Annotated in this window: 13 protein-coding genes and 1 pseudogene; 7 read left to right on the top strand and 7 right to left on the bottom strand. The window is 60.8% G+C overall.

The features are described from left to right. Positions 1-35: 35 nt before the first annotated feature. Positions 36-611 (top strand): DUF3450 domain-containing protein, encoded by a 576-nt coding sequence (locus HMPREF1484_RS03065; protein WP_147594882.1) that lies wholly within the window; start codon positions 36-38, stop codon positions 609-611. Here the strand turns inward: HMPREF1484_RS03065 and HMPREF1484_RS11155 are convergent. The 4 genes and pseudogenes from HMPREF1484_RS11155 to HMPREF1484_RS03050 form a co-directional block, all read right to left on the bottom strand. After that, positions 601-1,197 carry a zinc-ribbon domain-containing protein gene (locus HMPREF1484_RS11155; protein WP_232049684.1) on the bottom strand — a complete coding sequence of 199 codons (597 nt, stop codon included), beginning with the start codon at positions 1,195-1,197 and terminating at the stop codon, positions 601-603. The two genes, HMPREF1484_RS03065 and HMPREF1484_RS11155, sit on opposite strands and share 11 nt — an antisense overlap. 6 nt (positions 1,198-1,203) lie before the next feature. Continuing rightward, positions 1,204-1,368, bottom strand: a pseudogene (locus HMPREF1484_RS11960) (zinc-ribbon domain-containing protein); the annotation flags it as partial. A 323-nt stretch (positions 1,369-1,691) separates the two neighbouring features. Beyond that, positions 1,692-1,904: a hypothetical protein gene (locus HMPREF1484_RS03055; protein WP_016663558.1), complete on the bottom strand. Its 213-nt coding sequence runs from the start codon at positions 1,902-1,904 to the stop codon at positions 1,692-1,694. A gap of 63 nt (positions 1,905-1,967) precedes the next feature. Continuing rightward, positions 1,968-2,897 carry a sugar-binding transcriptional regulator gene (locus tag HMPREF1484_RS03050; protein ID WP_016663557.1) on the bottom strand — a complete coding sequence of 310 codons (930 nt, stop codon included), beginning with the start codon at positions 2,895-2,897 and terminating at the stop codon, positions 1,968-1,970. Positions 2,898-3,097: 200 nt separating this feature from the next. Here HMPREF1484_RS03050 and HMPREF1484_RS03045 point away from each other — a divergent pair, with 200 nt between their 5' ends. Genes HMPREF1484_RS03045 through HMPREF1484_RS03020 form a run of 6 tightly spaced genes read left to right on the top strand, consistent with a single transcriptional unit; the run spans position 3,098 to position 11,187 of the window. Further along, positions 3,098-4,759 carry a ribulokinase gene (locus HMPREF1484_RS03045; protein ID WP_016663556.1) on the top strand — a complete coding sequence of 554 codons (1,662 nt, stop codon included), beginning with the start codon at positions 3,098-3,100 and terminating at the stop codon, positions 4,757-4,759. Positions 4,760-4,791: 32 nt separating this feature from the next. Beyond that, the gene (locus HMPREF1484_RS03040; protein ID WP_016663555.1) at positions 4,792-6,513 is read left to right on the top strand and encodes a dihydroxyacetone kinase family protein; all 1,722 of its coding nucleotides are present in this window, start codon (positions 4,792-4,794) and stop codon (positions 6,511-6,513) included. 40 nt (positions 6,514-6,553) lie between these two features. Continuing rightward, on the top strand, positions 6,554-7,594 hold the full coding sequence (locus HMPREF1484_RS03035; RefSeq protein ID WP_016663554.1) for an autoinducer 2 ABC transporter substrate-binding protein: 1,041 nt from the start codon (positions 6,554-6,556) through the stop codon (positions 7,592-7,594). Further along, positions 7,584-9,104, top strand: coding sequence for a sugar ABC transporter ATP-binding protein (locus HMPREF1484_RS03030; protein ID WP_016663553.1), 1,521 nt, complete (start codon positions 7,584-7,586; stop codon positions 9,102-9,104). Before HMPREF1484_RS03035 ends, HMPREF1484_RS03030 begins: the two co-directional genes overlap by 11 nt. After that, the gene (locus tag HMPREF1484_RS03025; protein WP_016663552.1) at positions 9,101-10,150 is read left to right on the top strand and encodes an ABC transporter permease; all 1,050 of its coding nucleotides are present in this window, start codon (positions 9,101-9,103) and stop codon (positions 10,148-10,150) included. Before HMPREF1484_RS03030 ends, HMPREF1484_RS03025 begins: the two co-directional genes overlap by 4 nt. Continuing rightward, complete coding sequence (locus HMPREF1484_RS03020; protein ID WP_016663551.1) at positions 10,147-11,187, top strand: ABC transporter permease; 1,041 nt, start codon at positions 10,147-10,149, stop codon at positions 11,185-11,187. Before HMPREF1484_RS03025 ends, HMPREF1484_RS03020 begins: the two co-directional genes overlap by 4 nt. 148 nt (positions 11,188-11,335) lie before the next feature. On the opposite strand, the gene arsB is transcribed toward HMPREF1484_RS03020, so the two are convergent. The 3 genes from arsB to HMPREF1484_RS11490 all read right to left on the bottom strand — a co-directional run. Next, a complete protein-coding gene (arsB, locus tag HMPREF1484_RS03015; RefSeq protein ID WP_016663550.1) occupies positions 11,336-12,415 on the bottom strand; it encodes an ACR3 family arsenite efflux transporter in 1,080 nt (359 codons plus the stop codon). 14 nt (positions 12,416-12,429) lie between these two features. Beyond that, on the bottom strand, positions 12,430-12,852 hold the full coding sequence (locus HMPREF1484_RS03010; protein ID WP_016663549.1) for a low molecular weight phosphatase family protein: 423 nt from the start codon (positions 12,850-12,852) through the stop codon (positions 12,430-12,432). Positions 12,853-13,223: 371 nt separating this feature from the next. Further along, a partial coding sequence (locus HMPREF1484_RS11490; protein WP_016663548.1) for a YPDG domain-containing protein occupies positions 13,224-14,121 on the bottom strand: 898 nt, incomplete at its 5' end.

Here is a 14,121-nt window from a genome sequence, read left to right as displayed (position 1 = left end):
CTAGTGCGGGGTCTGGTACGGGTCGAAAACCTGGCATGCCGGCACCAAATACGAAAAACGCATCTGGCAGTGCAACCACAAATACGCAGGTGGAACCCCGTGTGCGACCCCCTCACGTCAGCGACGAACAAATCACCACCGCGTTCCTCGACGCCGTCCACCACTTCCTCGCCAGCCGGGACCAGGTCGACGAGCTGGTCGACAAGGCCGTACGAGCCGAACTGGACTCCACCGACCTTCATATCGAAACCGACCAACTCTTCGCGCGCGTCGGTGCGACCGCCGAGACGATCGACGCGCTGATAGCCCGCAACGCCCGCATCGCCCAAGACCAGGCCGAATACCAGAGCCGCTTCGACAAACTCACCAGCAAACACGCCACCCTCCTAGAGGAGTACCACCGGCTCCTCGACCAGATCAGCGACCTCGACAACCAGCAAGCCGCCTACTGCCACTACCAGGAAGAACTCGACAAACTCGACATCGACCACATCGAGTTCACCCCATACCTATGGCACACCCTCGTCGACCACGCCAAAATCAGCGTCGACTCCACCATTACCTCCACATTCAGGGACGCAAGGTCGCAGGCGATCACACTCAAGAACTGATCGTCTCAGCAATAACTGCGACATTGTGTACAGGGTTTTGGGCGCCGGAGTACACGGTGATTTCACGGTAGTTCGGGTGTGCGATGTTCAGCGAAGGGAGTGGGGCTTCACGGAGTCGAACAACAAGGAACCCATCTGCTAGGAGATCTACGGTCTTGACGCGATCAACGTCCGCTTTGTTGCGATGCCAGTACGAGCCGCCATATTCGATGGCGAATCGTTTCCCGGATGGAAGATCCACGCAAATATCAACAGTCCAGGAGGAGTGAGTCTGGAACTTTGCGGAATGAATGCGGGAACCAGATTTCGCATTTCCACAGTGCGCAAGAGCTGCTGAATAGTACTCGGTCTCGATCCGTGATTTTCCTGTTTCGATGCACTCCGGGCATTGCGACCCATTGACTCGCGCTGCGGGCATGGCTCGCCACACATGAGCCGGATCGTTTTTGCATACCCAAAGGGGTGGCTCAGCCAGTTGCGAGGTGTTCGGACGGATCTCCCACGGCGAGAGCGGATTGTCTGGCGACCATTCCTCGGCAACCTCTGGATAGTGGTATGCCAGCGAATCAAGGATTGTATGGCACACCGGGCAGCGCCACCGCTCATATTTATCGCGTTCTCGGGGAGTGGCTTGGAACTCATGTCCGCAGACGGGGTCACGCCACCAGACCATGCGACGGGACTCGGGAGAGACGTCCGCAAGGCGCAAATTGCCATTCTTGGTGGGGTGCCACTGGCTGCTGATCTCTGGTGTCAACCTACTCGCGGAGGGATCGGCTGCCGCAGCATCCGCATTTGCTTTCCTGGTCTTAATTGCCTTGCAAGCAGAACAGCCCCCAAACAGATAGCTGAGAGGTTGACGCGTGTTTCGGTGACCAGCAGGACACCGGAATCTATAACCCGAACCCCAGTGGTTCTCGTCGACTCGAACACCCTCAGGAGGGAGGTCGTCGTCCCAAGCGGCCAACAGCTCGGGTACATCAGCGATAGTCTTACCTGCAAAAGAAGCTCTTTTCTCTTCCCAGGCGACCCGCCGGATCTCCTGACACTCAGGACAGGAGAAATAGTCATTCGTGACATCTAGGATGCGAGCCTTGAACGAATGCCCTTCAGGGCAGGTCCACCGCGCTTCTCGTATACGGCGGCCGTACGGCCACTAATACCGAAGCATCGAAGAAGTCCGCGCACAAACTCCTGAGCCTCGCCCTTCTCATAACCCTCCGCATCACGCCAATCCGACACAAACGCGCCCGCGCGATTGCGGATATCGGAAAGAACGAGAGGCTTCGGCATGGCAGCTCCAGGGCGCGGTAACGATACTGTCTGCATCTACGTTACCGGGCAGCCTCGCTCGCCCTAATGCGCGTCGAGAAGAGCCTCGGCCGTGTCGCGGTCGGTCACAAGGCCCGTGATGAGGCCGGTGCGAGCCGCACCGAGAATGGCCGACACTTTCTTTGCCCCCGCGGCGACCGCAATGACGCGGGGGGTTTGGCTCAAGTGGTGAGTTTCGAGAGTCATGCACATTCTGGTGACTTCGGGAGCGAGGACCCTGCCGGTCTCGTCAAACCAGATGCCTGCGAGTTCGCCGGCGGGCTTGACCTGATCGAGCCGTGCCCTCACCGAGGGCGGGAATTCGCGATAGAGCTGCGTTTCTTTGTGTTCCCATGAGCCGATCGACACGAGGGCCGTGTCAAGGTGTTCGAATTGCCCGCGCACATAGGAGTGGGTTTCGAAGAGCTGGCGGCGCATTTCGGGCGAACGCACGTAGAAGGGAACCGGGAGGTCGTGGATGTAGCCGTTGGCGCTGAGAACAGCCTCGCGGATGTTGTCGATTGGCGACGACGCATGTGCGGCCGCTAGGGCGCCAGAAATCTGGATGACGGTGATGGGAGGAAGGTGTCGGAGGTTCTTCGCGACCTCGGCCACCGTCCGCCCCCACCCGAGGCCCAGGTTATCCCCGGGTTTCACGAGTTCGCCGAGCAGTTGCGCTCCCATTGATCCGAGCTGCGTGCGCACGTCGGTGTCTGTGCCGTTGGAGCCGATTACCCGCACGTAGCGGAGGCCGAGGTGGCTCGCGAGGGGCTCGGAGAGCATGGGCAGATCAGTGGACGGATCGATGATCTCAAGGCGAATGATGCCTTCTTCGCGGCCCTTGGCGAGGAGCCGTGCGATGCGAAACCGCGAGATGCCGAACTCTTTGGCGAGCTGCACCTTGGAGACGTCTTCGAGGTAGTGGCGGCGCGCGAGAGACGCAATCAATTGCGGCTCGGGCAACTCGGCATCCATCGGTGCCTCTCTCCTCAAACGTCCTGGTCTGGTCAGGCGCCTGGCCTGCTCCACGCACTTTACCGTGATTGACATGGGTCACACTAAGGGCTAGTGTGCTCATGTGAGCGGCCTAGAGCGCTCATTTGAGCATACGTCACGCTGGGGCAGCGGGCCACCCGCCCGAGGCCCTCGCACACACCCACTCGAAGAGGAGTGACATGGCAGAAAGCAGCACATACGCGATTGGCGTCGACTTCGGAACCGAATCCGCACGTTCAGTCTTGGTGCGGCTTGCCGATCGCGCGGAAATCGAAACCGCGACCCACCTCTACGAACACGGCGTGATGACCGAAACGCTCGCCGCCTCGGGGGAAAAGCTCGCCCCCAACACCGCACTGCAGGATCCCGACGATTACCTCGTCGCCCTCGAAAAGGTCGTGCGCGCCGTTGTCGACCGAAGCGGCGTGGATCCTGAGCAGATCGTTGGCCTCGGTGTTGACACCACCGCCTGCACGATCGTGCTGACAGACGACGATCTCGTTCCGCTCCCGCGCTCCCCGCGCTGGAAGAAACACCCACTGGCCTACGCGCGGCTATGGAAGCATCACGCCGCGCAAAGCCACGCCGAAGAAATCAACCGTGCCGCCGAAGCCGAAGGCGGCCTCTTCCTGCCGCAATACGGAGGGCGCCTTTCATCCGAATGGGTGCTCCCGAAAGCCCTGCAAACCCTCCGCGACGATCGAGAGGTGTACGACGCTACCTCGCGCATCATCGAGCAAGAGGATTGGATCGTCTCGACGCTCGTGGGCACGGAGGTGCGCGGAGCGTCCGTCGCAGGCTTCAAAGGCAACTACCGCGAAGAAGCGGGGGGTTACCCCTCCCCCGAGTTCCTCAATTCGCTCGAACCCGGCTTCGCGGGCGTTCTCGACAAACTGGGGCACGAATTCCTCACCCCGGGCGAAAGCGCTGGGACGCTCACCTCTGAGTGGGCCACGCGGCTCGGGCTCGACACTCACGTCACCGTTGCCGCCGGCAACATCGATGCGCATGCCGCCTTCCTCGGTGCTGGCGCCGCCCAGCCCGGAACCATGGTCGCCGTCATGGGCACGAGCGTGTGCAACCTCGTCGTTTCCAAAGAGCACCGCACCCCGCGGGGAATCCAGGGAGTCGTCAAGAACGGCATCCTGCCCAACCACTGGGCTTACGAAGCGGGCCAAGCGGGCTTCGGGGACACCTTCGGGTGGTTCGCCCGCAACATGACCTCGGCCGACATCGCCGACCTCGCCTCCATTTCAGCGACCTCCACCTTCGAAGTCCTTGAGTCGAAAGCCAAGGCGCTTCAACCCGGCGGCTCTGGCCTCATCGTCCTGGATTGGATGAACGGCAACCGCTCCACGCTCATTGACTCGAACCTCTCCGGGGCTATCGTCGGACTCACCCTCGACACGCGCGACTACCACATTTACCGCGCGCTCCTCGAAGGTGCGGCCTTCGGGCAGCGGATCATCCTCGAAGCATTCGAAGAGGCCGAGGTTCCGATCGACCGCTTCATCGTGTGCGGCGGAATCCCCGCCAAGAGCCCCCTGCTCATGCAGATCCTGGCCGACGTCATCGGAATGCCGGTCGAGGTGTCGTCCTCCGCGAACACCTCCGCCCTGGGTGCGGCCCTCCACGGTGCCATCGCCGCAGGTGAACTGACCTGGGAGAGCGCCGGCAAAGCCGAGTCAGCGATCGCGACCGTTTACCGACCCAACCCCACCGCCCACGAGGCCTACAACGAGATCTACACCCACTACCGTGCAATTCACGACACCTTCGGGATTGACCAACGCTCCCTCATGCACAGCTTGCGAGAAATCCAGGCCAACTCCACCCACTAACCGCGCCCACACCACAAGGCAAAGGAGCCGACATGCGAAAGATCATCAACTCACCCGAGAACTTCGTCGATGAGGTCATCGACGGCATCCTGCTCGCCCACGGCGACAAGCTCCGGGCAGCCGACCCCAACCGCCGTGCGATCGTTCGCACAGATGCGGGCACGGGCGGCAAGGTCGGCATCGTCACGGGCGGCGGCTCCGGCCACCTCCCCCTCTTCCTCGGCTACGTCGGGCAGGGCCTCGCCTCGGGCGTTGCCGTCGGCAATGTCTTTTCCTCGCCCTCGCCAGAGCAGATCCATGCCGCAACCGTGGCAAGTGACGACGGCGCCGGCGTGCTCTACCTCTACGGCAACTACGGCGGCGACGTATACACGTTCGACCTCGCGGCCGACATGTGTGAAGGCGACGGGATTCGCACGCGCACCGTACTCGGGACCGACGATCTCCTCTCCGCGCCGCCCGAGCGCGCCGAAACCCGCCGCGGCGTCGCGGGTCTCTTCTTCGCCTACAAAACCGCGGGTGCCGCTGCCGAACGCGGCGACAATCTCGACCAGGTTGCCGAGATCGCCCAACGCACATGCGACCGTACACGCACAATGGGCGTCGGCCTCTCCCCCACAATCTTGCCGGCCGCCGGTGAACCCACCTTCACCCTCGACGAAGGCGAAATGGAAATTGGAATCGGCATCCACGGTGAACCTGGCCAGCACCGCGGTCCCCTCGAAACCGCCGACGAAATTACCGACCGCTTCACCACGGAGCTGCTTCGCGAGCTTCCCGTGGGCGAAGGGGACGAACTTGCCGTGCTGGTCAACGGACTCGGCGCAACTCCGCTCGAAGAGCTCTACGTGATTTATCGCCGTCTCCACGCGACCATCACCGAGCGCGGCGCACGCCTCACCCACGTCTACATCGGCGAGTACGCCACAAGCCTCGAAATGGCGGGCGCCTCCGTTTCACTGTGCCACCTCGACGATGAGCTATCCGAACTTCTCTCGGCTCCCGCCGATTCTCCCTTCTTCGAGCAAGCCGCCGGCTCGGCCCACGGTGCTCACGCGGAGCCTACGGAAGCACAAGCAAAGGATGTGCCCGTCGCGCGCGCGACCACTGCACGCGACATCACGACGGTCGATAATCCCGGTCCCGCACGAGAGCTCCTTCTCGGCGTCACAGCGACGCTGCCTTCCCATGCGGAGGAGCTTCGCGAACTCGATGCCGCACTCGGCGACGGTGACCTTGGTATCACCGTATCCTCCGGCGCACGCGCCGTTCACGAAGCTCTGACCGCGCTTCCCGAAAATGCGGCAGTACACGAAGTCCTCCGCACCGCAGGAACGGCCTTCGCCTCCGCGAACCCCTCGACCTTTGCGGCGCTTCTCGGCGGAGGAACACTCGCTGCTGCCACGGCAGTCGCCAAAGATGATGAAGAGGGCGATACACCCGTTGTTGCCCTCTCGGCCCTTATCTCGCGCATCGCAGAGCGCGGCGGTGCCGACATCGGTGACAAGACAGTCCTCGACGTTCTCGATGCAGTGCTGCACAGTTTCGAAGACTCCGCGGGCCAGACGCTCCAGGAGCGCGTTGACCAGGCCGTTAGCCTCGCGCGTGATGTCGTTGAAAAGTCTGCCTCCCTACCCTCGCGACGCGGCCGTGCCGCCTGGGTAGGCGAGCGCTCCATCGGCCATAAAGATCCAGGCCAGGTTGCGGCATTGCGTTTCCTCGAAGCCCTTGCCGCAACAGTCCACGACAACTAACCCCCTTTCCTGATCCCCACCATTTTCAAAGGAGAAAACAATGAACGCTGAATTCGCCCCAAGTCGCCGCGCCATGCTTTTCGCATCGCTCGGTATCCTCGCAATCCCCTCCCTCGCCGCGTGTGGAACCACCCAGGGCGGAACGAGCGGCGGTGAGGGCGGTGGCAATGCCGCCGGCGCCATGGTCACCGTTCCCAAACTCACCGGTATCGCGTGGTTCAACCGCATGGAAGAAGGCGTCAAGGAATACGCCAAGAAAACGAGCGAAAACGCCTACTACCAGGGTTCATCCGAAGCCGATGCCGCGGCACAGGTTAAGGTTCTTGAAGACCTCATCGCCTCGAAGGTCGCTGCGATTTGCGTGACGCCTTTCCAGCCCGATGCTGTCGAGCAAACGCTCAAGAAGGCAATGGACGCTGGCATTAAGGTCGTGACCCACGAAGCTCCGTCCATCAAAAACGCTGACTATGACGTTGAAGCGTTCAAGAACGCTGATTACGGCATCAACCTCATGAAGCTCCTCGCGGAAAAGATGGGCAACAAGGGCGAATACGCGATCATGGTGGGCTCGCTCTCCTCCACCACGCACATGGAGTGGGTCAACGCCGCCAAGGAGTACCAGGAGAAGAACTTCCCGGAGATGAAGCAGGTTGGCGATTTCGTCGAAACAAGCGACGATTCCCAAAAGGCCTACGAGGCCATGCAAGAGCTCCTTTCGGCTCACCCGAACCTCGCAGGTGTGCAGGGTTCCGCCTCGACTGACGTCGTTGGCGTGGGCCAGGCAGTAGATGAGGCAGGACTTCAGGACAAAATCGCCGTGGTTGGTACATCCACCCCGAAGGACACCAAAGACCTTCTTGAAAGTGGCGCGATCGACGTGATCCAGTTCTGGGATCCGGGCCACGCTGCGTGGGCTCAAAACGCCATCGCCAAGCTTCTCCTCGACGACAAGAAAGTTGAAGAAGGCACTGACCTCGGCATCGACGGTTACGGCAAGATCACCATCGAAGACAAGGTCGTGTACGGCGACAATGCCTGGATCAACGTGACCAAGGACAACGCCGGCGACTATGACTACTAAACCCGTACACGCTACTGACGCGAACGGTGAGGCTGCCGTTCGCGTCAGCGGCATCTCAAAAACGTTCGGAACCGTCAAGGCCCTCAACGACGTTTCACTCACCCTGCGCCAGGGAACCGTGCACGCGCTCGTCGGTGAAAACGGATCCGGAAAGTCCACCCTGACCAAAATTATTGCGGGGGCCTACTCCCCGGATTCAGGAACGATCGAACTCGAAGGCAACGTCATCGAGTCCGTCACCCCGCGCGATGCTTTGGCTCACGGCGTTCGCGTGATCTACCAGGATTTCGCCCTTTTCCCGAACATGACCGTCGCTGAGAACATCAGTTTCGACGGATCGAAAGCCCCCGTCGGAATTGTTCCCTCTCGCGAAGCCCGCGCACGCGCGAAAAAAGCACTGGCCACGCTCGGGATGACCATTTCGCCGAACACGCGTCTCGGCGACCTTTCGACGGCTGAACGTCAGCTCGTTGCAATTGCCCGCGCCGTTTCTGCGGACGGCCGCATCATCCTCATGGACGAGCCCACTGCGGCTCTGACCCAAGATGAGATCGACTCCTTCCTCGAAACTGTGCGTCACCTCGCGACGCAAGGCATGAGCTTCATCTTCATTTCGCACAAGCTGCGCGAGGTAGTCGAGATTGCTGATGACGTTACGGTAATCCGCGACGGCAACCTCATCGCAACAGGCCCCGCGGCTGATTACGATCTGGAACGTATTTCGAAACTCATGACGGGAACCGACGTTCTCAATGAGCGCCGCGAGAGCGCATGGGAGCGCGCCGAACAACCGATTGTGGCAGCTCGAGGGATAAGCCTTGGCCACGAGTTCCACGATATTAATCTCGAGCTTCACCCCGGCAGGATCCTCGGGCTTTCAGGACTCGTCGGCTGCGGAAAGATCGAGATTGGCCTCGCCCTCGCCGGTCTCATCAGCTGCGATAAAGGCACTATTGAGCTCAACGGCAAGCCAACGAAGGATCTTCGCTCAAAGAAGGAGATCCAATACGTGCCCGACGACAGGCTCACTGAAGGGCTCTTCCTCGACTGGTCGATCGCCGACAACATGACTGTCAACAACCTGCACAACGTGCGTGGAAAAAGCGGTCTCATCTCTGCGCGCTCAATCATGGCGAGTGCGAAAGAGTGGCGTTCGCGATTGCGCATCAAAGCCCCGAGCGTGAGCGCACCAGCCTCGTCGCTCTCCGGTGGTAACCAACAGCGAGTGCTGCTTGCCCGCACTCTCGCGCCACGGCCCAAAGTCGTCATCATCAATAATCCGACCGTAGGTGTCGATGTGGGTTCTCGCGCCGACATTCACGATCTCATCCGGTCGGTTGCTGATGAGGGAACCGCCGTTCTTCTCGTATCCGATGAACCTGCGGAGCTCATGAGCCTGTGCGACGAAATCGCCTTCGTGGTGCAGGGCAAGATCGTGAAACAAGCGGAGGCTACCGAGCTCACCGAGGAAAACATCATCGATATCAATGGTCAAAGGAGTCAGGTATGAGTTCTGTGGCTGAAACTCAGGCAACGCAGTCACCAGACAGGTCGTGGCTCGCAACCCTGCTCGCTAAGCGTGAACTGCTCCTCGGCATCGTCATCGTGGTGACATGCATCGTGTTTGCTCTCGGAAACCCCACGTTCCTCTCTGCCGCGCATCTTTTCGGCATCGGCCGATCCGCAGTTGTCGTTGGAATCATGGCGCTTGGGGTTCTTCTGGTGCTGCTCACCGGCGGCATCGACGTGTCGGTCTCAGCGATCGCTGTGTCATCCATGTACCTGACGACGGTGACACTTCAAGCCATCGACTTTCAGGGCACATTCCTCGTGGCAATCGCCCTCGCCGTTCTCATCGGGGCCATCCTCGGTCTCATCAACGGCGTCCTTGTCGCGTGGCTCAAGCTCCCCTCGATGATCGTCACGATCGGCACGCTCACCCTGTACCGAGGCGGGCTTTTGGCGTTCGTCGGAACCGAACGAATCCGCAGCCTGCCCGCGCAAATGTCTGATTTCGCGCGCGCCCAGCTCTTCACCACGCAAAGTGCTGGGCGCACGGTTTCGCTCCACGCGAGTGTCCTCATTCTCATCGTGCTCGCGGTCGTGCTTGCGTTCTTGCTGCACCGTCTGTGGTGGGGCCGCTATATCTACGCGATCGGTGACGATGAAGAGGCGGCAAAGCGCATGGGGGTTAAGGTCAACCTCATTCGCACCTCCGCGTTCATCGTGTCGGGTGCCACCGCGGGATTGGCAGGCCTGTTCTATGCCGCCATGAACCGCGCCGCGGACCCTTCGACATTCACGGGGCTGGAGATGACGGTACTTGCCGCCGTGGTTCTCGGTGGTGCCGCAGTCACGGGAGGTCGCGGCAGCGTTCTCGGCACGATGCTCGGCGTCCTCCTCATCACCGTCGTAGGCTCGAGCCTCGTGCTCGTTGGAATTCCCGCGGCGTGGCAAGACCTTTTCATCGGTGCGTTCTTGCTCTTCGGAGTGTGCGTGCCGGCAATTCGCGACCGCCGTGTTGAACGCCGGCGAGGAATGGTGGTGACAGAATGAACGACGCTCGTCTCGGGCCTCGCGCCCAAGTGTGGACTCTCATCGCACTCGTCGTTGTACTCGCAGTGTCGCTCAGCATCATGGCGCCACACACCTTCCCGACGATTCTCAACATGCAGAGCATGATGGGACAGATCGCGCCGCTGGGGATGCTCGCGATCTGCATCGGGATCACCTTCCTTATTGGCGGCATTGACCTGTCAGTTGTGGCAGTAGCAAATACGGCTGCGATCACTGCCGCGCTCGTAGGCGAGGCCCTCCTGCCGTCAATGGGCTCGACGCTGGCGACTGTCCTCGCCAGTATCGCCGCCCTCGTCGTCGGAGCCGCTGCAGGTGCGATCAACGGGTTCCTTATCGCCACGCTGCGCGTGCACCCGATCCCTATCACGCTCGGCACCATGAGCGTGTACCTCGGCATCAGCACGGGTCTCACGAAAGGCGCGACCGTGTACGGAAGCGGGAACGCGGGGATTATCGCAACAACAACAGTGGCGCTCATGCCCATGTCATTCGTGATCTTCCTGCTGCTGCTTGCCGGTTTCACCCTCGTGACGTTGAAAACCCGCTTCGGTTTCCACATGTACACGATCGGTGAATCAAACAAGGTGGCACGCTTCGCCCGCATCCCCGTGGACCGCACGATCCTCGTGGTCTATGCCTCCTCAGGGGTGCTTGCTTCGATCGCGGGACTTCTCATGTTCGCGTCAACCAACGCAGCGAACGTGTCGTTCGCCAGCTCCTACCTCATGCAAGCCATCTTGATTGCCGTGATCGCCGGTATGGACCCCTACGGCGGCGCCGGCCGTCTGTGGATGATCGCCATCGGAGCGATCGCCATGCAAGAACTCCAAACCGGTATCAACATGGTCCTTGGCTCCTGGTCAGGTTCAGCCTTCGCCTCCAACTTCGTATGGGGCGTACTTCTGATTGCTGTTCTCGGCTTCAGCACCTGGCTCAGTCACCGTAAACGTTATGCGCGTGAGGAAGAGGCGGAGAAGGCTCTCGACACCGATACGTCAGCACCAGCCCCCGCTTAGACGCTAGCGGCGCTAATTTCTCGAAGGGTCTTGCCTCAGTCTTGAGGTGAGGCCCTTCGGCCGTCAGGTCCACGACATCGACTGCGCAACACCTTGAGTAGCCGGTCGAAGCCCTACCCGGCTCGCGCCACCGCTCATGGCTCGCAGATCAGGCGCCGTGCGTGACGCGCGGTAGCGTCGGATCCCCCGGGAAGAGGCGGGGCCCCACGGCGCGCATCACGTACACGAGCGCAACCAGCACGGGAATCTCCACCATCGGCCCGATCGTGCCCGCGAGAGCCTCGGACGATGCCGCCCCGAAAGTTCCGATTGTCACGGCGATCGCGAGCTCAAAATTGTTTCCGGCAGCGGTGAAAGCTGTGGAGGCACTCTGCGCATAGTTCATTCCCGAAGCGCGGGCGACGATAAGCGAGATTCCAAACATGAGCACGAAATAGGCGAGCAGTGGCAAGGCAACACTTGCGACGCTCCAGGGGTGCTGCAGGATCTGCCGGCCCTGGAGGCAAAACAGCACCACGATCGTGTAGAGCAACCCGATCATTGCGAGTGGCGAGACCTTTGGGAGAAAGGAATTCTCGAACCATTCCCGGCCTTTGTATCGCTCACCGAGGATGCGTGAAAGCACGCCGAGGGCGAGCGGGATGCCGAGGAAAATGAGCACGCTTTTCGCGATCGCCGCGAAGGAGAAGTGCACACTGGTGGTATCAAGCCCCAGCCATCCCGGGAGGACCTGCAGGTAAAACCAGCCGAGCACCGAGAACATGAGGAGCTGGAACACGGAATTGATCGCCACGAGAACGGCCGTTGCTTCACGGTCCGCGCACGAAAGATCGCTCCACACAAGCACCATGGCGATACAGCGCGCGAGACCCACGATCACAAGACCGGTTCTTAGCTCTGGCTCATTCGGCAGAAACACCCACGCGAGGGTGAACATCAGGAGTGGACCCAGGATCCAGTTGAGAAGCAGCGAGAGGATCATGAGCCGCCTGTCGCGCACGATTTCCCTCGCTTTTTCAAACCGCACCTTCGCCAAAGGCGGGTACATCATGACGAGGAGGCCGAGAGCGATCGGCAGCGAAATGTCGCTAATTTTTACGTGGTTGAGCACTTCCGCGGTTTGCGGAACCCATACGCTCAGCGCAATTCCCACGCCCATCGCCACAAGGATGAAAAGCGGCAAAAGGCGGTCAAGAATGGACAGCCGAGGTGCGGCAGTATCCTGCACAATTGTCCTTTCGCTTACTCGGCGCTTGCGGTCAGCTCTGCAAGCAGGGCCTGCACGCGTCGGTCAATATCGTCGCGGATAAGAGCCATGCGCTCCTCCCCTTCGACTCCGCGCAGGGATGGTTCGTCGATATCCCATTTTTCAATAGTGCCGCGCATTCCTTCGATCGGTTCGACGTGCGCGTCTCCACCCACAATGATGGTGCGGTTTGCGGTGCGCAGGATGTTTGGGTCGATCGGCTTCGGGAATTCCCCGTCAAAATTTCCTCCGACGGTTGCCACGCTTGCGCGAGAAGCTTCATTGAGCGCCGTTCCCGGCTTCGTACCCGCTGAATGCACCTCGATCGCACCGTGTGCATGGTGACGCATGAGTGCTGCTGCCATTTGGCTCTTGCCGCCGTTTTTCACGCACACGAACAGCACGCTTGGTGCATTCATGCTTTCCCTCCTCGCAGTAGTGACCGGGCTCCGATCATTCTAGGAGGTGTCGTTCGGTCTCGACGAGCGGCCGGCCCGGTGCGCGTCGGGGCGCACCACCCTGCGAGGCTCCGACGCTTTCTTCACTTCAGCTGCGTTCGTGGGTGAATCCTCGTGCCGGCAATGGGCTCGATTATGGCGACCTTCCAGGGAATGCTTCTGGTCGCTGTCCGCAGCTTCAGCACCTGACTGGGCTGCGCTCTCCGGAGTACCCGCGCGTTTCGGTGGTGGCTATGGGTGGTCGGTTTTCTTCGTGTTAATGATTAGTGAGGGTGAGATCGCGATGCGATCTCACCCTCACTAGTTATGCCGGTCTATTACCGGTTAGGCGATCAGTTCTCTTCGCCTTCGCGGCGGCGGCGCGAGAACACGAGGCCCAGGCCTGCTGCGATGAGAGCAGCCGCAGCACCAGCCACACCTGCAACCTCAGCACCGGTCCTGGGCAGCGGCACCCTCTTCACAGGGCCGTTGCCGTTCGAAGTGCCAGGCTTCGGCTGAGCAGTGCCGTTGTCGTTGCCTCCGGGCGCGGGCTGTTCCGCAGGAGCCTCAGGCTTCTCAACAGTCACCGTGACCGTATCGATTACCTTGCCGTCCTTGTCCTTGACGACAACAGTGACCTTGTCACCGGGCTTAGCGTCATCGTTGATGTCGACAACCAGGTTGCCGTCCTCATCGATCTCAGCCTTACCGGGGCCTTCGGTCTCAACGGTCGAGCCCTCCGGAACCTTGCCACCCTCGTTCGGGATCACAACGTTCTCGCCAGGCTTACCGCTGTTGTCCTTCCAGTCCGGCTTTTCGGCCGGCTTGTCTGCAGGCTTCTCAACCTCGACGACCACACGGTCGATCTCGTTGCCGTCCTTGTCCTTGACAATGACAACAACCTTGTCACCGGGCTTGGCATCCTTATCGATGTCGACAGTGATCTTGCCGTCCTCATCGATCTCAGCCTTGCCGGGGCCTTCCGTCTCAACGGTGGTGCCGTCTTCAACGGGGCCACCGGTGTTCGGAATCTCGACCTTGTCGCCAGGCTGACCCTTGTCGTCATTCCAGTCCGGCTTCTCAGCAGGAGCCTCAGGTTCTTCAACCGTGACGGTGACGTCAACGGTGTCCTTCGAACCATCCGGGTAAGTCACCACAACCGGAACGGTGATCTTGTCACCCGGCTTCGCATCCCCAGGGATGGTAACCGTGATCTCACCAGTGTCCTTGTCGATGGTCACACCACCAGGA

It is taken from the genome of Dermabacter sp. HFH0086 (assembly GCF_000413375.1).
GTDB lineage: Bacteria > Actinomycetota > Actinomycetes > Actinomycetales > Dermabacteraceae > Dermabacter > Dermabacter hominis.
The sequence above is the reverse complement of the archived record's forward strand: the minus strand, read 5'-3'. Positions and strand labels throughout refer to the sequence as shown.

Excerpts from the sequence above, each read along its gene's own strand:
- HMPREF1484_RS03025 (WP_016663552.1), top strand. The coding sequence starts at position 9,101 with ATGAGTTCTGTGGCTGAAACTCAGGCAACGCAGTCACCAGACAGGTCG.
- HMPREF1484_RS03045 (WP_016663556.1), top strand. The coding sequence starts at position 3,098 with ATGGCAGAAAGCAGCACATACGCGATTGGCGTCGACTTCGGAACCGAA.
- HMPREF1484_RS03055 (WP_016663558.1), bottom strand. The coding sequence starts at position 1,904 with ATGCCGAAGCCTCTCGTTCTTTCCGATATCCGCAATCGCGCGGGCGCG.
- HMPREF1484_RS03010 (WP_016663549.1), bottom strand. The coding sequence starts at position 12,852 with ATGAATGCACCAAGCGTGCTGTTCGTGTGCGTGAAAAACGGCGGCAAG.
- HMPREF1484_RS03065 (WP_147594882.1), top strand. The coding sequence starts at position 36 with ATGCCGGCACCAAATACGAAAAACGCATCTGGCAGTGCAACCACAAAT.
- HMPREF1484_RS03050 (WP_016663557.1), bottom strand. The coding sequence starts at position 2,897 with ATGGATGCCGAGTTGCCCGAGCCGCAATTGATTGCGTCTCTCGCGCGC.
- HMPREF1484_RS03040 (WP_016663555.1), top strand. The coding sequence starts at position 4,792 with ATGCGAAAGATCATCAACTCACCCGAGAACTTCGTCGATGAGGTCATC.
- HMPREF1484_RS03020 (WP_016663551.1), top strand. The coding sequence starts at position 10,147 with ATGAACGACGCTCGTCTCGGGCCTCGCGCCCAAGTGTGGACTCTCATC.
- HMPREF1484_RS03035 (WP_016663554.1), top strand. The coding sequence starts at position 6,554 with ATGAACGCTGAATTCGCCCCAAGTCGCCGCGCCATGCTTTTCGCATCG.
- HMPREF1484_RS03030 (WP_016663553.1), top strand. The coding sequence starts at position 7,584 with ATGACTACTAAACCCGTACACGCTACTGACGCGAACGGTGAGGCTGCC.